Source organism: Pseudomonas sp. PK-RTE-24 (assembly GCF_054052265.1).
Window position 1 is genome coordinate 1792159 of the sequence record NZ_CM133224.1, and the last position, 26188, is coordinate 1818346.

Annotated in this window: 23 protein-coding genes; 16 read left to right on the top strand and 7 right to left on the bottom strand. The window is 60.2% G+C overall.

The features are described 5' to 3' along the window. Positions 1 to 129: 129 nt before the first annotated feature. From ACV8MC_RS07910 to ACV8MC_RS07920, 3 genes are all read right to left on the bottom strand, one after another. Complete coding sequence (locus tag ACV8MC_RS07910; protein ID WP_172667868.1) at positions 130 to 450, bottom strand: DUF2388 domain-containing protein; 321 nt, start codon at positions 448 to 450, stop codon at positions 130 to 132. Between the two features lie 65 nt (positions 451 to 515). Continuing rightward, positions 516 to 2300: a GspE/PulE family protein gene (locus ACV8MC_RS07915; protein WP_256807838.1), complete on the bottom strand. Its 1785-nt coding sequence runs from the start codon at positions 2298 to 2300 to the stop codon at positions 516 to 518. Positions 2301 to 2392: 92 nt separating this feature from the next. Then, entirely contained in the window at positions 2393 to 2731 is a 339-nt protein-coding gene (locus tag ACV8MC_RS07920) for a hypothetical protein (RefSeq protein WP_375122849.1), read from the bottom strand. A 125-nt stretch (positions 2732 to 2856) separates the two neighbouring features. Here ACV8MC_RS07920 and ACV8MC_RS07925 point away from each other — a divergent pair, with 125 nt between their 5' ends. Continuing rightward, positions 2857 to 3321: an Lrp/AsnC family transcriptional regulator gene (locus ACV8MC_RS07925; RefSeq protein WP_024014730.1), complete on the top strand. Its 465-nt coding sequence runs from the start codon at positions 2857 to 2859 to the stop codon at positions 3319 to 3321. 106 nt (positions 3322 to 3427) lie between these two features. Here the strand turns inward: ACV8MC_RS07925 and ACV8MC_RS07930 are convergent, their stop codons facing one another. Next, a complete protein-coding gene (locus ACV8MC_RS07930) occupies positions 3428 to 4798 on the bottom strand; it encodes a CYTH domain-containing protein (RefSeq protein ID WP_041476882.1) in 1371 nt (456 codons plus the stop codon). 156 nt (positions 4799 to 4954) lie between these two features. Between ACV8MC_RS07930 and argE the strand changes: the two genes are divergently transcribed. Together argE and argA are read left to right on the top strand one after the other, a co-directional pair. Further along, entirely contained in the window at positions 4955 to 6109 is a 1155-nt protein-coding gene (gene argE / locus ACV8MC_RS07935) for an acetylornithine deacetylase (protein WP_457264958.1), read from the top strand. A 262-nt stretch (positions 6110 to 6371) separates the two neighbouring features. Next, on the top strand, positions 6372 to 7673 hold the full coding sequence (argA, locus tag ACV8MC_RS07940; protein WP_016772647.1) for an amino-acid N-acetyltransferase: 1302 nt from the start codon (positions 6372 to 6374) through the stop codon (positions 7671 to 7673). Between the two features lie 133 nt (positions 7674 to 7806). On the opposite strand, the gene tauA is transcribed toward argA, so the two are convergent. Continuing rightward, positions 7807 to 8796 carry a taurine ABC transporter substrate-binding protein gene (tauA, locus tag ACV8MC_RS07945; RefSeq protein ID WP_457265542.1) on the bottom strand — a complete coding sequence of 330 codons (990 nt, stop codon included), beginning with the start codon at positions 8794 to 8796 and terminating at the stop codon, positions 7807 to 7809. A gap of 364 nt (positions 8797 to 9160) precedes the next feature. On the opposite strand from tauA, the gene ACV8MC_RS07950 reads away from it, so the two are divergent. The 8 genes from ACV8MC_RS07950 to ACV8MC_RS07985 all read left to right on the top strand — a co-directional run bounded on the left by ACV8MC_RS07950 (position 9161) and on the right by ACV8MC_RS07985 (position 16420). Beyond that, positions 9161 to 10501, top strand: coding sequence for an OprD family porin (locus ACV8MC_RS07950; RefSeq protein WP_457264960.1), 1341 nt, complete (start codon positions 9161 to 9163; stop codon positions 10499 to 10501). Positions 10502 to 10794: 293 nt separating this feature from the next. Continuing rightward, entirely contained in the window at positions 10795 to 11433 is a 639-nt protein-coding gene (locus ACV8MC_RS07955) for a peroxiredoxin (RefSeq protein ID WP_041476878.1), read from the top strand. A 315-nt stretch (positions 11434 to 11748) separates the two neighbouring features. Further along, on the top strand, positions 11749 to 12342 hold the full coding sequence (ssuE, locus tag ACV8MC_RS07960; RefSeq protein WP_016772651.1) for an NADPH-dependent FMN reductase: 594 nt from the start codon (positions 11749 to 11751) through the stop codon (positions 12340 to 12342). 89 nt (positions 12343 to 12431) lie between these two features. Then, complete coding sequence (locus tag ACV8MC_RS07965) at positions 12432 to 13406, top strand: sulfonate ABC transporter substrate-binding protein (RefSeq protein WP_041476876.1); 975 nt, start codon at positions 12432 to 12434, stop codon at positions 13404 to 13406. A gap of 25 nt (positions 13407 to 13431) precedes the next feature. Continuing rightward, a complete protein-coding gene (gene ssuD, locus ACV8MC_RS07970; RefSeq protein WP_133335804.1) occupies positions 13432 to 14580 on the top strand; it encodes an FMNH2-dependent alkanesulfonate monooxygenase in 1149 nt (382 codons plus the stop codon). A gap of 9 nt (positions 14581 to 14589) precedes the next feature. Beyond that, positions 14590 to 15372 carry an aliphatic sulfonate ABC transporter permease SsuC gene (ssuC, locus tag ACV8MC_RS07975; protein ID WP_027610511.1) on the top strand — a complete coding sequence of 261 codons (783 nt, stop codon included), beginning with the start codon at positions 14590 to 14592 and terminating at the stop codon, positions 15370 to 15372. After that, positions 15369 to 16175: an aliphatic sulfonates ABC transporter ATP-binding protein gene (gene ssuB, locus ACV8MC_RS07980; RefSeq protein ID WP_150637055.1), complete on the top strand. Its 807-nt coding sequence runs from the start codon at positions 15369 to 15371 to the stop codon at positions 16173 to 16175. Before ssuC ends, ssuB begins: the two co-directional genes overlap by 4 nt. A 29-nt stretch (positions 16176 to 16204) precedes the next feature. After that, positions 16205 to 16420 (top strand): TOBE domain-containing protein, encoded by a 216-nt coding sequence (locus tag ACV8MC_RS07985; protein WP_003229256.1) that lies wholly within the window; start codon positions 16205 to 16207, stop codon positions 16418 to 16420. 161 nt (positions 16421 to 16581) lie between these two features. On the opposite strand, the gene ACV8MC_RS07990 is transcribed toward ACV8MC_RS07985, so the two are convergent. Next, a complete protein-coding gene (locus ACV8MC_RS07990; RefSeq protein WP_041476873.1) occupies positions 16582 to 17214 on the bottom strand; it encodes a TetR/AcrR family transcriptional regulator in 633 nt (210 codons plus the stop codon). A 285-nt stretch (positions 17215 to 17499) separates the two neighbouring features. Next, the gene (locus ACV8MC_RS07995; RefSeq protein ID WP_016772657.1) at positions 17500 to 18876 is read right to left on the bottom strand and encodes a glutamine synthetase family protein; all 1377 of its coding nucleotides are present in this window, start codon (positions 18874 to 18876) and stop codon (positions 17500 to 17502) included. Positions 18877 to 19604: 728 nt separating this feature from the next. Between ACV8MC_RS07995 and ACV8MC_RS08000 the strand changes: the two genes are divergently transcribed. The 5 genes from ACV8MC_RS08000 (at position 19605) to ACV8MC_RS08020 (ending at position 26158) form a co-directional block, all read left to right on the top strand. Then, a complete protein-coding gene (locus ACV8MC_RS08000; RefSeq protein WP_016772658.1) occupies positions 19605 to 20963 on the top strand; it encodes a glutamine synthetase family protein in 1359 nt (452 codons plus the stop codon). Positions 20964 to 21019: 56 nt separating this feature from the next. Next, positions 21020 to 22384 carry an aspartate aminotransferase family protein gene (locus tag ACV8MC_RS08005; protein ID WP_095181295.1) on the top strand — a complete coding sequence of 455 codons (1365 nt, stop codon included), beginning with the start codon at positions 21020 to 21022 and terminating at the stop codon, positions 22382 to 22384. 171 nt (positions 22385 to 22555) lie between these two features. Next, positions 22556 to 23668 carry a polyamine ABC transporter substrate-binding protein gene (locus ACV8MC_RS08010; protein ID WP_039757472.1) on the top strand — a complete coding sequence of 371 codons (1113 nt, stop codon included), beginning with the start codon at positions 22556 to 22558 and terminating at the stop codon, positions 23666 to 23668. Positions 23669 to 23854: 186 nt separating this feature from the next. Then, a complete protein-coding gene (locus ACV8MC_RS08015; protein ID WP_305381719.1) occupies positions 23855 to 24952 on the top strand; it encodes a polyamine ABC transporter substrate-binding protein in 1098 nt (365 codons plus the stop codon). Between the two features lie 63 nt (positions 24953 to 25015). Then, positions 25016 to 26158, top strand: a complete 1143-nt coding sequence (locus tag ACV8MC_RS08020) for an ABC transporter ATP-binding protein (protein WP_016772662.1) — start codon at positions 25016 to 25018, stop codon at positions 26156 to 26158. Positions 26159 to 26188: the final 30 nt, after the last annotated feature.

Consider the following 26188-nt stretch of genomic DNA (forward strand, 5'->3'; position numbering starts at 1 on the left):
AGCCAGCATTTTCGGTGACTGGCTCACCGCTTTCGCGAGCAGGCTCGCTCCCACAGGGTTTTGTATCGGTTTCAGAAGACGGGCAAAAAAATGCCGCTCGATCGAGCGGCATTTTTGAGGGTGCGAGGCTTACTCGGACGCCACGGCGTTCTTCGCCAGAATCGCGTTCGCCAGTTCCATGTCCGAAGCCTGCAGGCCCGGGTTGTCGGCGCGTACTTTCTGCATCGCTGCTTCCAGGTACGGGCCACGGATGCCGCCGTCGCTGGCGACGAAGCTGCCGGCGTCGTCCTGGGCGGCGACGATCAGCTTGTGATCCTTGAACGTCAGGTAGGTCGAGCCGGTGGTGGCGCCGGAGGAGATGACGTTACGCCAAAAGCTGTCCGCCATGGCCGAACCAACGGGAAGCGACAGCAGGGCCAAGGTGGCGACAGCGAGTTTGAGACGCATGATGAGGTGACTCCTGGGATTGACTACGGGGTTGGATAGCCGATCCCCCGATCCAGTTCCGTGCTGAATTATTTCAACTCACTTTGCGGCGTCACCCGCAGCACTTCTTCCACCGTGGTCAGCCCCGCCGCGACTTTCTGCGCGCCGGACAGGCGCAGGCTGCGCATGCCTTCCTTGAAGGCCTGACGCCTGATCGCGGTGAGGTCGGTATCCGGGGTGATCAATGCTTTGAGGCTGTCGCTCAGTTGCATGATTTCGTACACGCCGGCGCGCCCGCGATAGCCGGTGTCGCGGCATTCCAGGCATCCGATCGCCCGTTGCGCATTGCTCGGCAGCGGCGCCTGCCAGGGCCGGGTCAGGGTTTGCCAGTCTTCATCTTCGAGCGTCAGCGGCGCCTTGCAGTGCGGACATAAAGTGCGCACCAGACGCTGAGCCATAACGCCGAGCACGGTGGCTTTGATCAGGTAATGCGGCACACCGAGTTCGAGCAAACGGCTGATGGCGCTCGGCGCGTCGTTGGTGTGCAGGGTGGACAGGACCAAGTGCCCGGTGAGCGCGGCCTGAATCGCCATTTCCGCCGTTTCCAGATCGCGGATCTCGCCGATCATGATGATGTCCGGGTCCTGTCGCATCAGCGCGCGCACCCCGGCGGCGAAAGTCAGCTCAATGTTGTGCTGCACCTGCATCTGGTTGAAGGCCGGCTCGACCATTTCGATCGGGTCCTCGATGGTGCAGAGGTTGACCTCCGGCGTCGCCAGTTTTTTCAGCGTGGTGTACAGAGTGGTGGTCTTGCCCGAACCGGTCGGCCCGGTGACCAGAATGATGCCATTGGGCTGGCGGGTCATGTCCTGCCAGCGGCGCAGGTCGTCGGCGCTGAAACCCAACTGGTCGAAATTCTTCAGCAGCACTTCCGGGTCGAAAATCCGCATGACCATTTTTTCGCCGAACGCCGTCGGCAGGGTCGACAGACGCAATTCCACTTCGCCGCCGTCCGGGGTCTTGGTCTTGACCCGGCCATCCTGGGGTTTGCGCTTTTCCGCGACGTTCATGCGACCGAGGCTTTTCAGGCGGCTGACGATCGCCATGGTCACCTGCGGCGGGAATTGATAGACGTTATGCAGCACGCCGTCGATGCGAAAGCGCACGGTGCCGTGCTCGCGGCGCGGTTCGATGTGGATGTCGCTGGCGCGCTGCTGGAAGGCGTATTGGAACAGCCAGTCGACGATGTTGACGATGTGCGCGTCGTTGGCGTCCGGTTCCTGGTCGCTGGCGCCGAGATTGAGCAGTTGTTCGAAATTGCCGAGGTTGCCGCCCTGGGCGTCGGCATTGCTGGCGCCGCTGACCGATTTGGCCAGACGAAAGAATTCGACGCTGAAGCGCTGGATGTCGACCGGGTTGGCCACAACGCGTTTGATCGGCAGCTTCAACACGTGGGTCAGGTCGGCTTCCCAACCGCTGACGTAGGGCTGAGCGCTGGCCACGGTGACCGAATCGCGGTCCACGGCGACGGCGAGAATCTTGTGCCGTTGCGCGAAGGCATAGGACATCAGCGGCGTGATCGCCGCGACATTGATTTTCAGCGGATCAATGCGCAAATACGGCTGACCGGCCTGTTGCGCCAGCCACAGGGTCAGGCTTTCCAGATCCAGATGTTTGCCCGGACGGCTGAGGTCGTCGAGTTGCTGGCTGGCGATGAACTCCAGCGGATGCATCTGCCCGTGAGCAGCCTGGCGGCGGCGGGCATTGAGCGCCTGTTCCGCAGCGTCCTGACAGATGAAGCCTTGGGCGACCAGTTCCCGTAATACATCGTTGAGGTCGAGCCAGCGGTCCTGAGTGACAAATTGAACGGACATGCGGCTTTCCTTTTTGAGCGTCATGCGCAAAAGGATAGTCGTGGCCCCGCTGACCGTTGGGCCACTACCCGACGAAGCCGTTGCCGGATTTGTCAGCCGGCCGCCTGGGCGGGCGCTTGCCACGCGGCGTCGGCGTTGTGCAGGTCCACCGCGCAGACGCTGATCAGGTTGCGCAGTTTCTCCGCGATCACCTGCGCGCGATGCCAGCTCAGGCCGCTCATGAGGAGGTCGATCGACAGCAGATCGTCCTGGCGCTGAACGTTGACCTGCTCCGGGGTCAGAAACTGCAAGGCGAACAGATTCAGCACCCGCACCAGCAGGTCCGGCTCGGCCTCGGCGAGGATCCGGTATTGCGCCAGGCAGTGGGCGTTGTTGACGTTCCAGACATCGGCGCGGGCAGGCGCGCTGTTCACGGCTTCAAGATGCGGCATGGCAAATCTCCAGATCAGTGGAGAAATTTTTACATTCGGTGCGGGGTATTTCTTGGCTATGATCGGCGTCTGAACGGATTTATCGAAAGAGTTGATTCGTGAAAGCTGATCATTGAGGATTTTTTATGCACAGCGAACTTGATGCCTACGACCGCAAGATCCTCGCCTTGCTCCAGGAAGACGCTTCGCTGTCGAGCGCGCAGATCGCCGAGCAGGTCGGCTTGTCGCAATCGCCGTGCTGGCGGCGGATTCAGCGGATGAAGGAGGAGGGCATTATTCGCGGTCAGGTGACCTTGCTGGATCGCAAGAAGATCGGCCTGAACACGCAGATCTTTGCCGAGATCAAACTCAACGCTCATGGGCGTTCGAACTTCACTGAATTCACCGAGGCGATTCGCGGCTTTCCGGAAGTGCTGGAGTGTTATGTGCTGATGGGCGCTGTGGATTTCATGTTGCGCATAGTCGCGGCGGACATCGAGGCGTACGAGCGGTTCTTCTTCGAGAAGCTGTCGCTGGTGCCGGGGATACAGGAAGTGAATTCGATCGTGGCGCTTTCTGAAATCAAGTCCACCACCAGCCTGCCGGTCTAGTGCGGATGGCCTTTGTGGCGAGGGGATTTATCCCCGCTGGGCTGCGCAGCAGACCCCGCTTGATCGTGCCCACGCAGAGCGTGGGAACGATCAGGTGGGAAGGTGTTTAGCTGCGCAGGAGGATTTTCCAGGCGCGGTTCTGGTACACCGCAATTGCCTGATGCTTGCGTGCATCGAGCAGTTCGTCGGTGATGGTCGGCTCGTTGGCCAGTTGCGCCAGTTTGTTCAGCTCACCGTACAGGCGATCCATTTCCGGGATGTCCAGCACGTTGCGCGCATGGTGCAACCAGACCTGAATGCGTTCGATACGCGGCAGTTGTTCAGCGAGATCTTCCGGCTGCTGCTGATAGCGTTGCAGCTGCAGAGCAGTGGCTTCTTCGCCGAGCAGACGCGGCAGCCAGCTGTGCAGTTGCGCGTCACCCTGACGATTACCGCGAGTGTTGCGGTCGGCGGTCCAGGTGCGGGCCAGCAGCCAGCGTGAAGCGTTCAGCGAGAACTGGCCCCAGCGCGGGTCTTCCAGTTCTTCGAGGAACTGCTCCGGCGCGGCCTTGCGCACGTCTTCGTCTTCGATACCGACCTGTACCAGCGGACGCCAGTCTTCCAGCAAGGCATCGAGGGCCACGCGCAAATCGTGGGTCGACTGACGCGGCGCAGCCTGGCCGAGGCTGCTGAGCAGGGCGCGCATTTCCGCGAGGTTCTCGACCCAGTCCTGCAGCAGACGCCAGTGGCCGTTGAAGCGATATTGTTCGGCCAGACGCTGGCTGCTGCCGAGCAGATGCCAGCTCAGCGCGGCGAAGGCGTCGTCGAGACGGGTTTCGGTGGTCAGCTGCGGCGCTGGCAGGCTCAGCGAGTAGCTGTTGGCGTCGTGCAGGCGATAACCGCGCTCGGCCTTGCTGATATCGCATGGCATCAGCGCCAGGGTTTCGGCCAGTTCGGCAGCCAGTTCCAGCAACGCGGCAGGCTCGCCTTCGCGCAGCTCCAGTTCCAGCTCGCAGATTTCTTCTTTCTGCTTGCCGACCACCACGTGACCGAGATCCAGCGCGGCTTCAATGACTACTTTGGTCTTGCCACGGCCCCAGGCGATTTCGGCGCGCTCGCGGACGAAATCGGTGGTGAAGATCGGCTTGAGGGTTTTCTTGTCCAGCTCGGCGAGCGACTCTGGCCAGCATTCGCCGTCGAGTTTCTTCACGTCGAGCTTGGCTTTCGGCAGTTTCCAGTCGTACTCGTTACGCTCGGACAGACCGGCGACGCTCTGGCCACGGGTCTTGAGAGTTTGAATCACTTCGTCACCGTCCTTGCGCAGGCGCAGGGCGACCTTGGCCTGGGCGAGGTCGCGCTCGGGGGTGTCGAAGTACTGGTTCATCAACTCACGGCGTTCCCAGCCACTTTTGTTGCGTTTCTTCAGCAGCGGGTGCTCGCGCAGGGCAGCGAGGGTTTCGCGGCTGACGCGGAGTTTGATTTCAGTTTCTTTTTGCATGGCCGGAACATCCAGAATCGGGAGCGCAGCCGGGGGAATGTGTGGCTGCCAAGGCCGTGCAGTGTACAGGAGTCAAACTTCCTACGCCCTGCGGCGGTTTATTCCGCGCGCCGGATGGTTCTATAGTGGGCCTCAATCCGGGACCTGGAGTCAGTGATGCCATTGCCGTCCATGCAAGACCAGTTCGCCGCGCTGATTGCCGCGCCATCGGTCAGCTGCACCCAACCGAACCTGGACCAGTCCAACCGCGCCGTCATTGATCTGCTGGCGTGCTGGCTCGGTGACCTGGGTTTCAGCTGCGATATCCAGCAGGTCAGCCCCGGCAAATTCAATCTGCTCGCCAGTATCGGCAGCGGCCCCGGCGGCCTGGTGCTGGCCGGGCACAGCGACACCGTGCCTTATGACGACGCGTTGTGGCAGACCGATCCGCTGAAGCTCACTGAAGTCGATGGTCGCTGGGTCGGGCTGGGCAGTTGTGACATGAAGGGCTTCTTCGCGCTGATCATCGAAGCCGTGCGGCCGCTGCTCGATCAGCCGTTCAAACAGCCATTGCTGATCCTCGCCACCTGCGACGAAGAAAGCTCGATGTCCGGCGCCCGCGCGCTGGCCGAGGCCGGGCAACCGTTGGGCCGCGCGGCGGTGATCGGCGAGCCGACCGGGCTCAAGCCGGTTCGCATGCACAAAGGCATCATGATGGAGCGCATCGACATCCTCGGGCAGAGCGGCCATTCGTCGGATCCGCGCCTGGGCCGCAGCGCCCTTGAAGCGATGCACGATGCGATCGGCGAACTGCGCGGTCTGCGCCTGTTGTGGCAGCGTGAATTCAGCAATCCACAGTTCAGCGTGCCGCAACCGACGATGAACTTCGGCTGCATTCATGGCGGCGACAATCCCAATCGCATCTGCGGCCAGTGCTCGCTGGAATTCGACCTGCGGCCGCTGCCGGGCATGGACCCGAGCCTGCTGCGCGCGGAAATCCTGCGCAAGCTCAACCCGGTGGCCGAGCGGCATAAGGTGAAAATCGATTACAAACCGCTGTTCCCGGAAGTGCCGCCGTTCGAGCAGTCCGAAGATGCCGAACTGGTGCGCATCGCTGAAAAGCTCACCGGCCATCGCGCCGAAGCAGTAGCGTTCGGCACCGAAGCGCCTTATCTTCAGCGCCTCGGCTGCGAAACCATCGTCCTCGGCCCCGGCGACATTGCCTGCGCGCATCAACCCGGCGAGTACCTTGAAATGTCACGTTTGCAGCCTACCGTGCATCTGATTCGGCAGTTGATTGAACATTACTGCCTGACGACAGACGAACGATGACGGCCCTGTGTGGGAGCGAGCCTGCTCGCGAAAGCGTTTTGTCAGTCGCCATTGATGAACCTGATCCACCGCTTTCGCGAGCAGGCTCGCTCCCACAGGGTTAAATGTCTTGCATCAACCCGGTAAATTGCCTGCACCACAACCCGTATTCATGAGGAGAGCGCGCGTGTCGCCAAGCCTGTTCCGACGATAACCATCAGCCCGCTGTGCGTTTTTCGTTTCGCCCCTTTTTTCGGCTGCTCTTTATTACAGGCCCAGGTTCATGCCCGAATACGTCAATTGGCTTCGCCACGCGTCTCCTTACATCAATGCCCACCGCGATTGCACCTTCGTCGTCATGCTTCCCGGCGACGGCGTCGAGCATCCGAATTTCGGCAATATCGTCCACGACCTGGTCTTGCTGCACAGTCTGGGCGTGCGTCTGGTGCTGGTGCACGGCTCGCGCCCGCAGATCGAAACCCGCCTCGCCGCCCGTGGCCTGACCCCGCATTACCATCACGGCATGCGCATCACCGATGCCGCGACGCTTGAGTGTGTGATCGATGCGGTCGGCCAGTTGCGCATCGCCATCGAAGCACGGCTGTCGATGGACATGGCCTCGTCGCCGATGCAGGGCTCGCGTCTGCGCGTGGCCAGCGGCAACCTCGTCACCGCGCGGCCGATCGGTGTGCTGGAAGGTGTCGACTATCACCACACCGGCGAAGTGCGTCGGGTCGACCGCAAGGGCATCAATCGCCTGCTCGATGAGCGCTCGATCGTGCTGTTGTCGCCGCTGGGCTATTCGCCGACCGGCGAGATCTTCAACCTTGCCTGCGAAGACGTCGCCACCCGCGCTGCGATTGATCTGGGCGCGGACAAGCTGCTGTTGTTTGGCGCCGAGCTCGGCCTGATCGACGAAAACGGCAAACTGGTGCGCGAACTGCGCCCGCAACAAGTGCCGGCACATTTGCAGCGTCTGGGCATGAGCAACTATCAAGCGGAATTGCTCGATGCCGCCGCCGAAGCCTGTCGAGGCGGCGTTGCGCGCAGCCATATCGTCAGTTACGCCGAAGATGGTGCGCTGCTGACCGAGCTGTTCACCCGTGACGGTGGCGGTACGCTGGTGGCGCAGGAGCAGTTCGAACTGGTGCGCGAAGCGGCGATTGAAGACGTCGGCGGTTTGCTCGACCTGATCAGTCCGCTGGAAGAGCAGGGCATTCTGGTACGCCGCTCGCGGGAAGTGCTGGAGCGCGAGATCGAGCAGTTCAGCGTGGTCGAGCGCGAAGGCATGATCATCGCCTGTGCGGCGCTGTATCAGATTGCCGATTCCGATGCTGGCGAACTGGCGTGTCTGGCGGTGAATCCGGAATACCGCCACGGCGGACGCGGCGACGAGTTGCTCGAACGCATCGAAACCCGCGCGCGGGCGCAGGGTTTGAAAACCCTGTTCGTACTCACCACGCGCACCGCGCACTGGTTCCGCGAGCGCGGTTTCGAGCCAAGCAGCGTCGAACGCCTGCCAGCGGCGCGGGCGTCGCTGTACAACTATCAGCGTAATTCGAAGATCTTCGAAAAGACCCTCTGAACAACAGCGAGGTCTGTGGCGAGGGGATTTATCCCCGCTGGGTCGCGTAGCGGCCCCCTGTGGTTTCACTTGGAATCGCTGGGGCACTGCTGTGCAGTCCAACGGGGATAAATCCCCTCGCCACTTTCTGCATTCAGTCAGTGATGAATTTGGCGCTGACGTACGGCGAATAATCCGCCAGCACTGTCTCGACCTTGCCCTGTTCCTTCAAGAATTTCGCCGTTTCGGCAATGGCCTCGGCGGTGCCGCCGTCCAGCAGCGCCGTGCTTTGCTGCGCCTTGGCATCCGGGAACGCCGAACCGGCCAGCAGTTCCGGTACATCTGCTGCGTTGGCACCGGTCAATTTGGCGATTTTCTGCACAGGCACCGAGTCGGCCGTCCAGCTGTCTTTGTGTGCCGCGTAATCAGCGAACGATTCCAGGGTGACCTTGGCAAACTTGGCCACCACTTCGGGATGCTTCTCGGCAAAGTCTTTGCGCGCCACCCACACCTCGAAGGTTGGCGCACCCCACTGGCCGACCTGGGCGGCGTCGGTCAGGGTCTTGCCGGTCTTGCGGATCTCGCCTAGCGCCGGCGACCAGACAAACGCACCATCAATGTCGCCACGCTTCCACGCGGCGGCGATTTCCGCCGGTTGCAGGTTGACCACTTTGACTTGCGAGGTATTCAGGCCCCAGTGCTTCAGCGCCCCAAGCAGACTGTAGTGCGAGGTGGACACGAACGGTGTGGCGATGGTTTTACCGATCAGGTCCTGCGGTTTGTCGATGCCGCTGCCGTTGCGCACCACCAATGCTTCGGCGGCATTGATCTGTGCCGAAACGATGAACGCCACGATCGGCAGATTGCGTGAAGCAGCTGCTGTCAGGGGACTTGAGCCAAGGTTGCCTATCTGTACGTCGCCAGAAGCAATGGCAGTGACGACTTCCGGGCCGCTGTTGAAACGACGCCAGTCGATCTTCTCGCCGATGGTTTTTTCATAGACACCATCGGCCTGCGGCACTTTGCTCGGATCGATCCCGGTCTGGTAGCCGACCGTCAGACCGGCGGCATGTGCGGAAAAAGAAAACAGTGCCGACACACAAACTGTAACAAATTGACTTGATAGTGCGCGTTTCGCCATGATGCGTCGCCTTTTCGATGGGATTTGCCGTGTTGGGAGTACGGCAAAGCTAATCGATCTAAAAAAAGGTCAGCAAATACCATTTAGGAATGAGCTTAGGCGCCGATACGCTGTTTCCCGGCGCGGATGGCCATTAATGGGCCATATGCCTGAATGGCATGAAAAAGGACGAATAAATTCTTTTTGGGATTATCAGGAAGTCTTTACGCTGCAGGGACCAAATCACTCGCGATTAGACGATGGTCGTAGACATACAAGGTTACGATTGACTTGGCAGTCACGGTCTGGCGCTAATCGCGAATCTTAGGATTCAGGGCAAATCGACCCCGAACCAGGAACACAAGAATTAGAACGAGAGGAGCGATACATGAACAAGTCCACCTTGGCCCTGGCTGTGGCCGTTGGGGTTATGGCGCAGCAGGCAGGCGCCGCCGGTTTCATCGAAGACAGCAAGGCTACTCTGGGTCTGCGTAACTTCTATATCAACACTGATAACCGTAGCGGCACTGCCGAACCAAGTCGCAACGAAGAATGGGGCCAAGGCTTCGATCTGCGTTTCATTTCCGGTTACACCCAAGGCACTGTTGGCTTCGGTATCGATGCCATTGGCCTGCTGGGCATTCGCCTGGATTCGGGTGGCGGTACCGCTGGTTCGACCTCGACCTCCTATGGCGGCACGGTTTTCCCAAGCGAATCCAATGGCGAAGCTGTTGATAACTTCTCCAGCCTGGGCCTGACGGCCAAAGCCAAAATTTCCCAGACAGAGCTGAAGCTGGGTACCCTGCAGCCGAAGAACCCGGTCATCGTCACCAACGACGGTCGTCTGCTGCCGCAAACCTGGCAGGGTGGCCAGATCACTTCCGGCGAGATCAAGGACCTGACTCTGGTCGGTGGCCAGATCGAGCACGTGAAAGGTCGTAACTCCAGCAACAATGAACAGCTGTCGATCGGTGGCGCAACTGCGCGTACCACAAACAGCAACAAGTTCATCTACGCCGGTGGTGACTACAAAATCACCAAGGATCTGACGGCCCAGTACTACTACGGCAACCTGGAAAACTTCTACAAGCAACACTTCCTGGGTCTGGTGCATAACTGGTCGATTGGCCCAGGTGTGTTGAAGTCCGACTTCCGGTACTTCAATAGCTCCGATGACGGCCGCAATGGCAACGATTCGGACTACTTCAGCAACGGTGCGTACGGCAACAGTTCGCTGGGTAACGGCAAAGGTAAGGTCGACAACAATCTGTACAGCGGCTTGTTCCTGTACACCGTTGCCGGTCACACCTTTGGTGGCGGCTATCAGGTGAGTAATGGCAGCAGCGACTTCCCTTGGCTGAACCAGGGCGACGGCTCGTCTAACTACACCATCACCGACATGCAGATCCAGAAGTTCAACCGTGCCGGCGAGCGCACCTGGCAAGCACGCTACTCCTACGACTTCGCCAAGGTTGGCGTGCCTGGCCTGACCGCTGGCATGGTTTATCTGCGTGGTGACAACGTTGATACCTACGCTCGTGGCGTCCAGACCTCGAATGGCGCTTCCGAGTGGGAGCGCGATTTGACCGTGGCGTACGTTGTTCCAGAAGGCCCCTTGAAGAACGTTGGCGTGATGTGGAAAAACGCTACCTGGCGCACCGACATCGCCGGTCAACGCGACCAGGATGAAAACCGCCTGATCCTCAGCTACTCGATCCCGCTGCTGTAACAGCTCGACCAAGTAACTGAAGCAAAAAAAAGCCCCGTCCGGCATCGCGCCGGACGGGGCTTTTGCGTTTCGAGTCAGGCTCACCCCCGTAAGCCTTTCTCGATTTCCCTCTTTGCTGCAACTCAAGGCCTTCTCGAACCTTGGTTGGATGTTCGTCGCGATGCCGTCTGGTGTCCAATGAACAGATGTTTAATATTCACTAATGATCTAGATATCTAGTTATTTATTCTTTTTCACACTGATTGATCCCGAGCTACAGTTGTTGTCTCCCATCCCTCATCAGGAGCAGCACCATGAGCCTCAGACTCGGCGACATCGCCCCCGATTTCGAACAGGATTCCAGCGCCGGCAAGATTCGTTTCCACGAATGGCTGGGCGATAGCTGGGGTGTGCTGTTTTCCCATCCGGCGGACTTCACTCCTGTGTGCACCACCGAGCTGGGTTTCACCGCCAAGCTCAAGGATGAATTCAGCCGACGCGGCGTCAAGGCCATCGCGCTGTCGGTTGACCCGGTGGACTCGCACCACAAGTGGATCGAGGACATCAACGAAACCCAGAACACTATCGTCAATTTCCCGATCCTGGCCGATGCCGATCGCAAGGTCTCCGATCTCTACGACCTGATCCACCCGAACGCCAATGACACGCTGACTGTGCGTTCACTGTTCGTCATCGATCCGAACAAGAAGATTCGCCTGACCATCACCTACCCGGCGAGTACCGGGCGCAACTTCCACGAGATCCTGCGGGTGATCGACTCGCTGCAGCTCACCGACAATTACAAAGTCGCCACCCCGGCCAACTGGCAGGACGGTGAAGAAGTGGTGATCGTGCCGTCGCTCAAGGACGAAGACGAGATCAAGCAGCGCTTCCCAAAAGGCTATCGCGCGGTGAAGCCCTACCTGCGCCTGACGCCGCAGCCGAACAAATAAGATTTGTGGTGCAGTCACCGCCGCTTTCGCGAGCAGGCTCGCTCCCACATTTGCAATGCATTCCCCTGTGGGAGCGAGCCTGCTCGCGAAGGCGTCAGTCCAGGCACTTGAGAATCCAGAATCACAACGCAGGGGAATTTCGGCCGTTTCGACGGCCTTTTTTTTCGCCTGGATTCTGCTTATCTTCATATTTCTTAAACGCATAACCAAATGAATAAATATGATTTATGGATATATAAATCAGCTGGTAAGGTCACTGCCATTGAAGCGAGATCGCAGCCTGCGAATCGCCTGTAACGCTTAAAGGAATCTGCAATGCTGGTCGTCTCACTCGGTGGCAGCCCCAGCCTGCGCTCCCGTTCCGGGGTGCTGCTGGAGCGTTCGCAACGCTGGTTGCAACAGCAAGGGGTGGAAGTGGTGAGTTATCAGGTGCGGGACTTCCCGGCCGAGGATCTGCTCCACGCGCGCTTCGACAGTCCGAAGGTCCTCGACCTGCTGCAACAGATCGCAAACGCCGATGGCCTGCTGATCGCCACGCCGGTTTACAAGGCCTCGTTTTCCGGAGCGCTGAAGACCCTGCTGGATCTGCTCCCCGAGCGTGCTTTGAACCACAAGGTTGTCTTGCCGATGGCCACGGGCGGCAGCATCGCCCACATGCTGGTGGTCGATTACGCCCTCAAGCCTGTGCTGTCGGCACTCAAGGCCCAAGAGATGCTTCAGGGCATTTTCGCCGAGGACAGCCAGATCGCTTACGGCGAAGGCAGTGCCGCCGCGCAACTGGCGCCGGCCCTGGAGCAACGGTTACACGAGGCCCTGGACCAGTTCATCGGCGCCATGGCGCGCCGGCCGAAACCGCTGGAGCCAGGCCTGCTGAACGAACGTTTGTTGAGTGCTCGCTGGAGCATTTAAGCCTTATCGAAATTTGAAGTACTGGCCTTACTCGCCCGCCAACGGGCAAGCAGGTGCAGCCACAACCCAACAGCAAAAAGGAGAGCGCTATGCGCACTGTATTTTTGCGTCGTGGTCTGGTCGCTCTGTTTGCTGCGGCTGTCACCTTCGGCGCCATCACCCAAGCTCAAGCCGAGACATTGCGGATCGGTTATCAGAAGTACGGCACGCTGGTGCTGCTGAAAGCCAAAGGCACGCTCGAAAAACGTCTGGCGGCGCAAGGCGTCGACGTGCAATGGACGGAATTCCCCGGCGGCCCGCAGCTGCTCGAAGGCCTCAACGTCGGCTCGATCGATTTCGGCGTGACCGGCGAAACTCCACCGGTTTTCGCCCAGGCCGCTGGCGCGGATCTGCTCTACGTCGCCTATGAACCGCCAGCGCCGAACAGCGAAGCGATCCTCGTGCCGAAAGACTCGCCGATCAAATCGGTGGCCGACCTCAAAGGCAAGAAAGTCGCCCTGAACAAAGGCTCCAACGTGCACTACCTGCTGGTGCGTGCACTGGAAGACGCCGGCCTCAAGTACAGCGATATTCAGACCGTGTTCCTGCCGCCGGCCGATGCTCGCGCTGCGTTCGAACGTGGCAGTGTCGACGCCTGGGTCATCTGGGATCCGTATCAGGCCGCTGCCGAGAAACAACTGCAAGCGCACACCCTGCGCGACGGCAAAGGCATCGTCGACAACCATCAGTTCTATCTGGCCACAAAACCTTACGCGCAGAAAAATCCCGAGGTGATCAAGACCCTCGTCGAAGAGGTGCGCGCGGTTGGTGAATGGTCGAAAGCCAATCCCGAAGACGTGACGCAACAGGTCGCGCCGCTGCTCGGCCTGCCGGCGGACATCACCCTGACCTCGGTGAAACGCCAGGGCTACGGCGCGCTGTTCCTGACCCCGGAAGTGGTCGCTGCGCAACAGAAAATCGCCGACACGTTCTTCCAGCTCAAGCTGATTCCCAAGCCGTTGAGCATCAAGGATGTGATCTGGACCCCGCCGGCCGCTGTGGCCCAAAGCTCCCAAGCCCAGTAATTCGAATCCACAAGGAGACCACTCCATGAGCCTCAATATCTTCTGGTTCCTGCCGACCCACGGCGACGGCCATTACCTTGGCACCGCCGAAGGCGCCCGCGCGGTTGATCACGGTTATCTGCAACAGGTCGCGCAAGCGGCGGATCGTCTGGGGTTTGGCGGTGTGCTGATACCCACCGGGCGTTCCTGCGAAGACTCATGGCTGGTCGCGGCCTCGCTGATTCCGGTGACCCAGCGTCTGAAATTCCTCGTCGCCCTGCGCCCCGGGATCATTTCCCCGACGGTCGCGGCGCGCCAGGCTGCGACGCTGGATCGTCTGTCCGGCGGGCGTGCCCTGTTCAATCTGGTCACCGGTGGTGACCCGGAAGAACTGGCCGGTGACGGGCTGTTCCTCAACCACGAAGAGCGCTATCAGGCCTCAGTGGAATTCACCCGCATCTGGCGTCGCGTGCTGGAAGGCGAAACCGTCGATTATGACGGCGAGCACATAAGCGTGAAGGGCGCGAAGCTGCTCTATCCGCCGATCCAGCAACCGCGTCCGCCGCTGTATTTCGGTGGCTCTTCGGAAGCGGCGCAAGATCTGGCCGCCGAGCAAGTGGAAATGGTCCTGACCTGGGGCGAGCCGCCGGCAGCGGTGGCCGAGAAGATCGCACAAGTGCGCGCCAAAGCTGCCAGGCTCGGCCGCACCGTACGCTTCGGCATTCGCCTGCATGTGATCGTCCGCGAAACCAATGCCGAAGCCTGGCAAGCGGCGGATCGGCTGATTTCGCATCTGGACGATGACACCATCCAACGTGCGCAGGCTTCGCTGGCGCGCTTCGATTCGGTCGGCCAGCAACGCATGGCCGCGCTGCACGGTGGCAGCCGCGACAACCTCGAAGTCAGCCCGAATCTCTGGGCTGGCGTCGGTCTGGTGCGCGGCGGTGCCGGTACCGCACTGGTCGGCGATGGCCCGACCGTGGCAGCGCGGGTCAAGGAATATGCGGATCTGGGCATCGATACCTTCATCTTCTCCGGTTATCCACACCTCGAAGAATCGTATCGGGTAGCCGAGCTGCTGTTCCCGCATCTTGACGTTGAACGCCCGGAACTGCCGAAGAGCGCCGGTTATGTCAGCCCGTTCGGCGAGATGGTCGCCAACGACATCCTGCCCAAAGCCGCGTCGCAGAGCTGAGGCGCGGCCATGAACAAATTTATCCACAGCCTCGCGCCTTGGGCGTTGCCGGTGTTGCTGCTGGCGGTGTGGCAGTTGTCGGTGTCGGCCGGTTGGTTGTCGACGCGGATTCTGCCGGCACCGGTGGCGGTGATCGAAGCCGGTGTCAGTCTGGTGCGCAGCGGCGAGATCTGGACACACCTGGCGATCAGCGGCTGGCGCGCAGCACTCGGTTTCACCATCGGCGGCAGCATCGGTCTGGTGCTGGGTTTCATCACCGGCCTGTCGAAGTGGGGCGAACGCCTGCTCGACAGCTCGGTGCAGATGATCCGCAACGTGCCGCACCTGGCGCTGATTCCGCTGGTGATCCTGTGGTTCGGCATTGACGAGTCAGCGAAGATTTTCCTCGTGGCGCTGGGCACTTTGTTCCCGATTTACCTCAATACTTACCACGGCATCCGCAACGTCGACCCGGCGTTGGTGGAGATGGCGCGCAGTTATGGTCTGAGCGGTTTCAGCCTGTTCTGGCAGGTGATTCTGCCGGGTGCGTTGCCGTCGATTCTGGTTGGCGTGCGCTTCGCCCTGGGCTTTATGTGGCTGACGCTGATCGTCGCTGAAACCATCTCGGCCAGCTCCGGTATCGGCTATCTGGCGATGAACGCCCGCGAGTTCTTGCAGACCGATGTGGTGGTGCTGGCGATCCTGCTTTACGCGGTGCTCGGCAAACTCGCCGACCTCGCCGCCCGTGGTCTTGAACGTGTGTGGCTGCGCTGGCACCCGGCCTATCAGGTTGCCAAGGGAGGTGCGGCATGACTGCTCAACAACCTCCACGCCTGTTGCGCGGGATTCCGTTGGCAGTGCGCAACCTGCAGAAGACCTTCGGCTCACGCCAGGTGTTGCGCGACATCGATCTGCACATTCCGGCGGGGCAGTTTGTCGCCGTGGTCGGGCGCAGCGGTTGTGGCAAGAGCACGTTCTTGCGCTTGCTCGCCGGCCTCGATCAACCCTCTGGCGGCGAGCTGCTGGCCGGCTCCGCACCGCTCAGCCAGGCGCGCGACGATACGCGGCTGATGTTCCAGGAAGCGCGGCTGCTGCCGTGGAAAAAGATCATCGACAACGTCGGTCTTGGCCTCAAGGGCAACTGGCGCCAGCAAGCGCTGGATGCATTGGAAGCAGTGGGCCTGGCCGATCGCGCCAATGAATGGCCGGCGGCGTTGTCCGGCGGCCAGAAGCAGCGTGTCGCGCTGGCCCGGGCGCTGATTCACCAGCCGCGTCTGCTGCTGCTCGACGAACCGCTCGGCGCACTGGATGCCCTGACCCGCATCGAGATGCAGCAACTGATCGAACGGCTCTGGCAGCAACACGGTTTTACCGTGCTGCTGGTGACCCATGACGTCAGTGAAGCGGTGGCGATCGCCGATCGGGTGATCCTGATCGAGGACGGCGAAGTCGGTCTCGACCTGCACGTCGAACTGCCGCGCCCCAGGGTGCGTGGCTCGCATCGCCTCGCCGCACTGGAAACCGAAGTGCTCAACCGTGTTCTGTCCCTGCCCGGCGAACCGCCGGCGCCGGAACCCGTTTCACCCCTGCCTACGCAACTGCGCTGGGCGCAATAACACCTTTATCAACGACAGGAATCAATGCCATGACTATCAAAGCCATCAACGTGCGCAACCAGTTCAAAGGCTCGATCAAGGAAATCGTCCTCGGCGACGTGCTGTCGGAAATCGACGTGCAGACCGCTTCGGGCATCGTCACTTCGGTGATCACCACCCGTTCTGTGAAAGAGTTGGAGCTGGTGGTCGGCAGTGAGGTGATCGCCTTTGTGAAATCCACCGAGGTGTCCATCGCCAAGTTGTGAGCCGGTGAGCAAAAAACAACCCCGGAGGGTGTGAGCCCTGCGGGGTTTTTTGTGCCTGTCGCGGATTCGGCGGCGCGGCTTTCGCGAGCAGGCTCGCTCCCACAGGGGAACGCATTTCAAATGTGGGAGCGAGCCTGCTCGCGAAAGGGCCGGTGCATGCGCTAGAGATTTCTTTTGGGTAGATACGGCGGAAGGTACAACCCGATATAGGCATCAAACACGCGCATCCCTTCCTCGGCCATGCGCGGGGTGATCTGCCCGTGCTGCTGCACCGAACGTGCATAAACCCGGTCGCCCAGTTCCATCGCTAGGGCAAACACATCGACATCGTCCGGCAGCCTCGGCAACTCGAAATGCTGGTCGAACAGCTTGTGCATCAAGTCGCCCAGTTCCAGATCGTGCTGGCGGTCGGCCTGGGTGACTTCGGTCAGGCCATGTTGCGCCAGGATCAATTGCCGCGCGGCTGCGTCTTCGTCGTAGATCTCCAGCATGCGCTGTTCGACCAGTCGCGACAGATCTCGCCAGTCACGCAAGGCATCGTGATCGATCGGCGCTTGCAGGCAGGCGCGGAAGGCTGCGTGGACATCGGCGGTCAGTGCTTCGAGCAGCGCCGGGACGCTGGCGAAAAAGTGATACACGGAAGAGGGCGGAATCTGCGCGCGTTCGGCGACGCTGTAGATCGACAGACTGGCCACGCCCTCGGCCGCCAGCAACGTGCGCGCGGCATCGAGGATCGAATCGATCCGCGCCTGACTGCGGGCACGGGGTTTGCGGACGGTGGCGGGACGCGTCATGGAAGTCTCCTGCGGGGCAGCGGGCATTGTACGAGCAGGGTTCGGTGTTGTCTGCCGGTACCCTGTGGCGAGGGGATTTAGCGAAACGTCGCACCGCCCCGTTCGGCTGCGCAGCAGTCGTAAACCCTGAGAGCCGGGTATTCCTGACACACCGAGTGGTATGGATTTGGGGCTGCTTCGCAACCCAACGGGGATAAATCCCCTCGCCACAGGTTTTGTGTTCGGCCATAAAAAAACGCCGCTGGCTGAGTCAGCCAACGGCGTTTTTTTGAAGCTGCAAACCGTTTAAACGGTATGCAGATACCAGTTGTACTCAAGGTCGGAGATGGAGTGTTCGAACTCCTCCAGCTCGCTTTCCTTGCAGGCGACGAAGATATCGATGTACTTCGGATCGATGTACTTGGCCATCACCTCGCTGTCGTCCAGCTCGCGCAGGGCATCGCGCAAGTTGTTCGGCAGGCTCTGTTCGTTCTGCTCGTAGCTGTTGCCTTCGACAGGCGCGCCCGGTTCGATCTTGTTGACCAGGCCGTGGTGCACGCCGGCCAGTACCGAAGCCATCAGCAGGTACGGGTTGGCGTCGGCGCCGGCCACGCGGTGCTCGATACGTACGGCATCGGCAGAGCCGGTCGGTACGCGAATCGCCACGGTGCGGTTGTCCAGGCCCCAGCACGGCGAGTTCGGTACGTAGAACTGCGCGCCGAAGCGACGGTAGGAATTGACGTTCGGGCAGAGAAAAGCCATCTGCGCCGGCAGGGTCTCGAGCACACCGCCGATCGCGTGACGCAGCGCGGCGTTCTGCTCGGGATCCTCGCTGGCAAAAATGTTTTTGCCGGCTTTGTCCAGAATCGAAATGTGTACGTGCAGACCATTGCCCGCCTGGCCCGGATACGGCTTGGCCATGAAGGTGGTGTCCATTTCATGGTCGTAGGCGATGTTCTTGATCAGACGCTTGAGCAGGACCGCGTAGTCGCAGGCCTTGATCGGGTCGGCGACGTGGTGCAGGTTCACTTCGAACTGCGCCGGGGCACTTTCCTTGACGATCGCGTCGGCCGGGATGCCTTGCTCTTTGGCACCTTCCAGAATGTCCTGGAGGCAGTCGACGTATTCGTCGAGGTCGTCGATCAGGTAGACCTGAGTCGAGTGCGGGCGTTTGCCGGAGATCGGCGAGCGTGGCGGCTGTGGACGGCCGTTCACGTTTTCCTGGTCAATCAGGTAGAACTCGAGTTCGAAGGCGGCGCAAATGGTCAGGCCGAGCTCGTCGAACTTGGTCACCACCTGGCGCAGCACTTCACGGGGATCGGCGAAGAACGGATCGCCTTCGAGTTCGTGCATGGTCATCAACAGCTGCGCGGTCGGGCGCTTCTGCCATGGCTCGTTGCACAGGGTATCGGGGATCGGATAGCAGATGCGATCGGCGTCGCCGATGTCCAGGCCCAGGCCGGTGCTTTCCACCGTGGAGCCGTTGATATCCAGAGCAAATAGAGAGGCCGGCAGGTTGATGCCTTTCTCGTAAACCTTGTGGAGGCTGGTGCGTTCGATGCGCTTGCCGCGCACCACACCATTCATATCCGCAATCAGAAGGTCAACGTACAGAACCTCAGGATGTTCCTTAAGGAACGCGTTCGCTTCGTTAAGCTGAACGGCACGCGGGGGTACCGACATGATGCAACACCTTTGTTGTTAAAAATATCAATCATTGATCTTTTCTGGTTTCAGTCAACCCGAACGGCCTGCCGAAGTCAAGCGAGGCCTTTTTTGCCCCGAAAAAGCGCTTGAAGGGCATTTATGGGGCACTTTGGGGCGTTTTTTCAAACCTTGAACGTTGCTCAGCTGCGGGCTTGAGCAGGCCGTGTTGTATTTTTTACGGGGGTGTTGTGTAAAAAAATGAACAAGGCTAAGCTCCGGTCAAACCCATAACAGCAATAATACCGGGGTGCTTCATGTCTCGCCTGCCGTTAATCGGCATCACCGACTGCTCGCAACAGTCCGGTCTGCATGCTCATCACATCAGTGGCGATCAATCCGTCCGTAGCGCAGCCAGCAAGGCGCGCAGCCTGTTGACGAGACTCTCGTCAACATCCGGCAAAACGGCAGCGTCCGATATTCTGGACGTCGGGCACAGCATCCGCTTTATGGCGTCTCCTTTCACTATAGAACTCTTTCCCTCCCAAAGCCCGTGCCGCACTCAGCGTCATGCTTGTGATTCTGCACGTTTGCAAAGTGCACGGGAAATGCAACGCCAGCGTCAAGGGCAGGTAAGCTCCTCTTTCATTGTCTATGCGCGGTGCCAGGCGTAAGCCGGCACTGCGCGAGCAAGCCCCCTTTAACGCGACGCCGCAAGCGTCAAAATTGCCTGACATCGCGTCAGGAGACTCAGCCCAGAGGCATTTATGAGTAACAACCTCGACCAGCTCACCGATTGGTTGAAAGACCGCAAGATCACAGAAGTCGAATGCATGATCGGCGACTTGACCGGGATCACACGGGGCAAGATTTCGCCGACCAACAAGTTCATCGCCGAGAAAGGCATGCGTCTGCCGGAGAGCGTGCTGCTGCAGACCGTGACCGGCGACTACGTCGAAGACGACATCTATTACGAACTGCTCGACCCGGCCGACATCGACATGATCTGCCGTCCCGACCAGAACGCCGTGTACCTGGTGCCGTGGGCCATCGAGCCGACCGCGCAGGTGATCCACGACACCTACGACAAGCAAGGCAACCCGATCGAGCTGTCGCCACGCAACGTCCTCAAGAAAGTCTTGAAGCTGTATGCCGACAAGGGCTGGCAGCCAATCGTGGCGCCGGAAATGGAGTTCTACCTGACCAAGCGCAGCGACGACCCCGACTATCCGTTGCAGCCGCCGATCGGCCGCTCGGGCCGTCCGGAAATCGGCCGGCAGTCGTTCTCCATTGAAGCGGCCAACGAATTCGACCCGTTGTTCGAAGACGTCTACGACTGGTGCGAATTACAGGAGCTGGACCTCGACACGCTGATCCACGAAGACGGCACCGCGCAGATGGAAATCAACTTCCGTCACGGTGACGCCCTGTCGCTGGCCGATCAGATTCTGGTGTTCAAGCGCACCATGCGCGAGGCCGCGCTCAAGCACGACGTAGCGGCGACGTTCATGGCCAAGCCGATGACCGGTGAGCCGGGCAGCGCCATGCACCTGCACCAGAGCATCATCGACATTCAGACCGGCAAGAACGTCTTCTCCAACGAAGACGGGACCATGAGCCAGCTGTTCCTGCACCACATCGGTGGCTTGCAGAAACTGATCCCCGAGCTGTTGCCGCTGTTCGCGCCGAACGTCAACTCGTTCCGCCGCTTCCTCCCGGACACTTCGGCACCGGTGAACGTCGAGTGGGGCGAAGAGAACCGTACCGTCGGCCTGCGCGTACCAGATGCCGGCCCGCAGAACCGTCGCGTGGAAAACCGCCTGCCGGGCGCAGACGCCAACCCGTACCTGGCGATTGCCGCGAGCCTGCTCTGCGGTTACATCGGCATGGTCGAGGGCCTGAACCCGAGCGCGCCAGTGGTCGGTCGTGGATACGAGCGCCGCAACCTGCGCCTGCCGCTGACCATCGAAGACGCGCTGGAGCGCATGGAAAACAGCGCGACCATCGAGAAGTATCTCGGCAAGACCTTCATCACCGGCTACGTCGCGGTCAAGCGCGCCGAGCATGAAAACTTCAAGCGCGTGATCAGTTCCTGGGAGCGTGAGTACCTGCTCTTCGCCGTCTGATACGCCGGGCGCGGCGGCCAGCCGTCGCGCCTTCACCGATAACAAGGAGAATTGGCATGACCAGCAACAACCCGCAAACCCGCGAGTGGCAAGCGCTGAGCAGCGATCACCACCTGGCCCCGTTCAGTGATTTCAAGCAACTGAAAGAGAAGGGCCCGCGGATCATCACCAACGCCAAGGGCGTTTATCTGTGGGACAGCGAAGGCAACAAGATCCTCGACGGCATGGCCGGCCTCTGGTGCGTGGCGATCGGTTACGGTCGCGATGAGCTGGCCGATGCCGCCGCCAAACAGATGCGCGAACTGCCTTACTACAACCTGTTCTTCCAGACTGCCCACCCGCCGGCGCTGGAACTGGCCAAGGCGATTGCCGACGTGGCGCCAGAAGGCATGAACCACGTGTTCTTCACCGGCTCCGGCTCTGAAGGCAACGACACCATGTTGCGCATGGTCCGTCACTACTGGGCGATCAAAGGCCAGCCGAACAAGAAAGTCATCATCAGCCGCAAGAACGGTTATCACGGTTCGACCGTGGCCGGCGCGAGCCTCGGCGGCATGACCTATATGCACGAGCAGGGCGACCTGCCGATTCCGGGCATCGTCCACATCGCCCAGCCGTACTGGTTTGCCGAAGGCGGTGACATGTCGCCGGAAGAGTTCGGCATCTGGGCGGCCAATCAGCTCGAAGAAAAGATTCTCGAAGTCGGCGTCGACAACGTCGGTGCCTTTATTGCCGAGCCTATTCAGGGTGCCGGCGGCGTGATCATTCCGCCCGACACCTACTGGCCGCGCATCAAGGAAATCCTCGCCAAGTACGACATCCTCTTCGTCGCCGATGAAGTGATCTGCGGTTTCGGCCGTACCGGTGAGTGGTTCGGTAGCGATTTCTACGACCTTGCGCCTGACATGATGACCATCGCCAAGGGCCTGACCTCCGGCTACATCCCGATGGGCGGATTGATCGTGCGTGACTCGGTGGTGGCCGTGCTCAACGAAGGCGGCGATTTCAACCACGGCTTCACTTACTCCGGGCACCCGGTGGCAGCCGCGGTGGGCCTGGAAAACATCCGCATCCTGCGCGACGAAAAAATTATCGAGAACGCCCACAACGAAACGGCACCGTATTTGCAGAAACGTCTGCGTGAGCTGAACGATCACCCGTTGGTGGGTGAAGTTCGCGGCGTCGGTCTGCTGGGGGCGATCGAGCTGGTGCAGGACAAGGCCACGCGCAAGCGTTACGAAGGCAAGGGCGTGGGCATGATCTGCCGGCAGTTCTGCTTCGACAACGGCCTGATCATGCGCGCAGTCGGCGACACCATGATCATCGCGCCGCCGCTGGTGATCAGCAAAGCCGAGATCGATGAGCTGGTTACAAAAGCACGCAAGTGTCTGGACCTGACCCTCAATGCGCTGCAGGCCTAGGTGCTAGGCTTTGGGCGGGGGAGCTGCGGCGCACTCGCTCAAAGCTGTCAGAAAGGCTGGTCTTTTGTTGAAAGACCGCCTCGGATCTTGCCAGACTAGCCGCGGTTCCAGTTGTCCGGGTTCGGCCGCTGAACAAAGTGGTTCAAAAAAGAAAAATTTGGAGCATGACGCATGAAGGCATTAGGTAAAAAGCTAGCTGGCAAGACTCTGCTCGCGCTGTCCATGGCGGGCATGATGGCGGGTGCGGTGCACGCGGACGACAAGGTGCTGCACGTCTACAACTGGTCCGACTACATCGCGCCGGACACCGTGGCCAACTTCGAAAAAGCCACCGGGATCAAAGTCGTCTACGACGTCTTCGACAGTAACGAAACCCTGGAAGCCAAGCTGCTGGCCGGCAAGTCCGGTTACGACATCGTGGTGCCTTCCAACAACTTCCTCGCCAAGCAGATCAAGGCCGGCGTTTACCAGGAGCTGGACAAGTCCAAGCTGCCAAACTGGAAAAACCTCGACGAAGACCTGCTCAAGGCCGTTGGCGATGCCAGCGACCAGGGCAACAAACACGCCTTCCCGTACATGTGGGGCTCGATCGGCATCGGCTACAACCCGGCCAAGGTCAAGGCTGCGCTGGGCATCGACAAGATCGATTCGTGGGACGTGGTGTTCAAGCCGGAAAACATCGAGAAGCTCAAAAGCTGCGGCGTGAGCTTCCTCGATGCGCCGACCGAAATGATTCCGGCGGCATTGCACTATCTGGGCAAGCCGACCAACAGCAAGGACAAGGCTGATCTGAAGGCCGCCGAAGACCTGTTCCTGAAGATCCGTCCTTCGGTCGCCTACTTCCACTCGTCCAAGTACATCTCGGATTTGGCCAACGGCAACATCTGCGTCGCCGTCGGTTACTCGGGTGACCTGGAGCAATCCAAGACCCGCGCCCAGGAGGCCGGTGACAAGGTCAAGCTGGCCTACACCATTCCGAAAGAAGGCGCCGGTACTTTCTACGACATGGTCGCCATTCCCAAGGATGCCGAAAACGTCGAAGCCGCCTACAAGTTCATGAACTACCTGCTGGAGCCGCAAGTGATGGCCGGCATCACCAACGCCGTGCGTTTCCCGAACGGCAACAAGGCGGCAACGCCTCTGGTGGACAAGGACATCACCAGCGACCCGAGCATCTATCCTTCGGCTGAAGTGAAGAAGCAGCTCTATGCGATCAGCGATCTGGACGCCGCCACACTGCGTCTGATCACCCGCAGCTGGACCAAGATCAAATCGGGCAAATAAGCCGGTTTGTCGCCACAACCACTGGCCGTCGTCGTCGCGACGGCGGCCAGCGGATAATTAAATGACAGAAAGTTTTGCTGGATCGGTTTTTCGAGGGTAAGTTGCGCGCCGGTTTTGTTGTCGGGCAGCCATGGCTGTCATGCAGCGCGGGGCAACTTGGGCCCAATCAATTTAGAGGACCTCCACTTGCCTGTATTTTCTTCTTTGCGCAAAGCCCTGCTGGCCGCTGCCGGCCTGACAATCGCTGTCGGAGCCCAGGCCGCCGGTACGGTGCATATTTATAACTGGTCCGATTACATCGGCGAATCGACCCTGGCCGACTTCGAGAAAGAGACCGGGATCAAACCGGTCTACGACGTTTTCGACTCCAACGAAACCCTGGAAGGCAAGCTGCTCGCCGGGCGCACCGGTTACGACGTGGTCGTGCCGTCGAACCACTTCCTTGGCAAGCAGATCAAGGCGGGCGCGTTCCAGAAGCTCGACAAGGCGCAGTTGCCGAATTATTCCAACCTCGACCCGGTGCTGCTCAAGCGCCTGGAGCAGAACGATCCCGGCAACCTCTACGCCGTACCGTATCTGTGGGGCACCAACGGCATCGGCTACAACGTCGACAAGGTCAAAGCTGTGCTGGGCATCGACAAGATCGATTCCTGGGCCGTGCTGTTCGAGCCGGAAAACATCAAGAAGCTGCACAGCTGCGGTGTCGCGTTCCTCGATTCGGCTGACGAAATGATGCCGACCATGCTCAATTACCTGGGCCTGAACGCCAACAGCACCAACACCAAGGACTACGAAAAGGCCACCGCCAAGCTGCTCGCGGTGCGTCCCTACGTGACCTATTTCCATTCGTCGAAGTACATCGGCGATCTGGCCAACGGCGACATCTGCGTGGCCATCGGTTTCTCCGGCGATATCTTCCAGGCGAAGAACCGTGCTGAGGAAGCCAAGAAGGGCGTCAACATCGCCTACTCGATCCCGAAAGAGGGCGGCGCGCTGTGGTTCGACATGCTGGCGATCCCCAAGGATTCGTCCAACGTCAAACAGGCCCACGCCTTCATCAACTATTTGCTGAAACCTGAGGTGATCGCCCAGGTCAGTGATTACGTCGGTTACGCCAACCCCAATCCGGGTTCGGACAAGCTGATGGAACAATCCATTCGCACCGATGAAGCGGTTTACCCACCGCAAGCAGTCCTCGACAAGACCTACGTGTCGACCGAGTTGCCAGCCAATATTCAGCGTTTGATGACCCGTAGCTGGACCAAGGTCAAGTCGGGCAAATAACGCACAAACTATCCAGGGTTCGTCTTGCGGGGCGAACTGCTGCTTCTGTTGGGAGTTTCGTAAATGGCAGTTGCCTCCGGCGCCTACAAGAAAGCCCTCGAGGGCGACCAGACACCGAAACAGGTGCTGGTCAAAATCGACCGGGTCACGAAGAAGTTCGACGAGACGATTGCCGTGGACGACGTGTCCCTGGAAATCAAGAAGGGCGAGATCTTTGCCCTGCTCGGCGGTTCGGGATCGGGCAAATCCACCTTGCTACGGATGCTGGCAGGCTTCGAACGGCCCACGGAAGGGCGGATTTTCCTCGACGGCGTCGACATCACCGACATGCCGCCGTACGACCGGCCGATCAACATGATGTTCCAGTCCTACGCTTTGTTCCCGCACATGACCGTGGCGCAGAACATTGCCTTCGGCTTGCAGCAGGACAAGATCCCCAAGGCCGAGATCGACGCCCGCGTGGCCGAGATGCTCAAGCTGGTGCAGATGAGCCAGTACGCCAAGCGCAAGCCGCATCAACTGTCCGGCGGCCAGCGCCAGCGTGTGGCCCTGGCCCGTTCGCTGGCCAAGCGGCCGAAGCTGTTGCTGCTCGACGAACCGATGGGCGCACTGGACAAGAAGCTGCGTTCGCAGATGCAGCTGGAACTGGTGGAAATCATCGAGCGCGTCGGTGTGACCTGCGTGATGGTGACTCACGACCAGGAAGAGGCCATGACCATGGCCGAGCGCATCGCCATCATGCACCTGGGCTGGATCGCGCAGATCGGTAGCCCGATCGATATCTACGAAACCCCGACCAGCCGTCTGGTCTGCGAATTCATCGGCAACGTCAACATCTTCGAAGGCGAAGTGATCGACGACGCCGAAGGCCACGCGACCATCACCTGCAAGGACCTCGACCGGCAGATCTACGTCGGCCACGGCATCAGTACCTCGGTGCAGGACAAGTCGGTCACCTACGCGATTCGCCCGGAAAAACTGCTGGTCACCGCCGACATGCCGACCTGCGAGTACAACTGGTCGAGCGGCAAGGTCCACGACATCGCTTATCTGGGCGGGCACTCGGTGTTCTACGTCGAATTGCCGAGCGGCAAACTGGTGCAGTCGTTCGTCGCCAACGCCGAACGTCGCGGCGCGCGTCCGACCTGGGGCGATCAGGTCTACGTGTGGTGGGAAGACGATAGCGGCGTGGTACTTCGCTCATGAACATGCGCAAATTCAAACGCCGTATAAACC

Bases quoted from the DNA above. Each gene is read 5' to 3' on its own strand.
- ACV8MC_RS07930 (WP_041476882.1), bottom strand. From the start codon at position 4,798: ATGCAAAAAGAAACTGAAATCAAACTCCGCGTCAGCCGCGAAACCCTC.
- ACV8MC_RS07950 (WP_457264960.1), top strand. From the start codon at position 9,161: ATGAACAAGTCCACCTTGGCCCTGGCTGTGGCCGTTGGGGTTATGGCG.
- ACV8MC_RS08010 (WP_039757472.1), top strand. From the start codon at position 22,556: ATGAAGGCATTAGGTAAAAAGCTAGCTGGCAAGACTCTGCTCGCGCTG.
- ACV8MC_RS07955 (WP_041476878.1), top strand. From the start codon at position 10,795: ATGAGCCTCAGACTCGGCGACATCGCCCCCGATTTCGAACAGGATTCC.
- ACV8MC_RS07995 (WP_016772657.1), bottom strand. From the start codon at position 18,876: ATGTCGGTACCCCCGCGTGCCGTTCAGCTTAACGAAGCGAACGCGTTC.
- ACV8MC_RS07985 (WP_003229256.1), top strand. From the start codon at position 16,205: ATGACTATCAAAGCCATCAACGTGCGCAACCAGTTCAAAGGCTCGATC.
- ACV8MC_RS08005 (WP_095181295.1), top strand. From the start codon at position 21,020: ATGACCAGCAACAACCCGCAAACCCGCGAGTGGCAAGCGCTGAGCAGC.
- ssuC (WP_027610511.1), top strand. From the start codon at position 14,590: ATGAACAAATTTATCCACAGCCTCGCGCCTTGGGCGTTGCCGGTGTTG.
- argE (WP_457264958.1), top strand. From the start codon at position 4,955: ATGCCATTGCCGTCCATGCAAGACCAGTTCGCCGCGCTGATTGCCGCG.
- ACV8MC_RS07990 (WP_041476873.1), bottom strand. From the start codon at position 17,214: ATGACGCGTCCCGCCACCGTCCGCAAACCCCGTGCCCGCAGTCAGGCG.
- ACV8MC_RS08020 (WP_016772662.1), top strand. From the start codon at position 25,016: ATGGCAGTTGCCTCCGGCGCCTACAAGAAAGCCCTCGAGGGCGACCAG.
- ACV8MC_RS07915 (WP_256807838.1), bottom strand. From the start codon at position 2,300: ATGTCCGTTCAATTTGTCACTCAGGACCGCTGGCTCGACCTCAACGAT.
- ACV8MC_RS07920 (WP_375122849.1), bottom strand. From the start codon at position 2,731: ATGCCGCATCTTGAAGCCGTGAACAGCGCGCCTGCCCGCGCCGATGTC.
- ssuE (WP_016772651.1), top strand. From the start codon at position 11,749: ATGCTGGTCGTCTCACTCGGTGGCAGCCCCAGCCTGCGCTCCCGTTCC.
- ssuD (WP_133335804.1), top strand. From the start codon at position 13,432: ATGAGCCTCAATATCTTCTGGTTCCTGCCGACCCACGGCGACGGCCAT.
- argA (WP_016772647.1), top strand. From the start codon at position 6,372: ATGCCCGAATACGTCAATTGGCTTCGCCACGCGTCTCCTTACATCAAT.
- ACV8MC_RS07925 (WP_024014730.1), top strand. From the start codon at position 2,857: ATGCACAGCGAACTTGATGCCTACGACCGCAAGATCCTCGCCTTGCTC.
- ssuB (WP_150637055.1), top strand. From the start codon at position 15,369: ATGACTGCTCAACAACCTCCACGCCTGTTGCGCGGGATTCCGTTGGCA.
- ACV8MC_RS07965 (WP_041476876.1), top strand. From the start codon at position 12,432: ATGCGCACTGTATTTTTGCGTCGTGGTCTGGTCGCTCTGTTTGCTGCG.
- ACV8MC_RS08000 (WP_016772658.1), top strand. From the start codon at position 19,605: ATGAGTAACAACCTCGACCAGCTCACCGATTGGTTGAAAGACCGCAAG.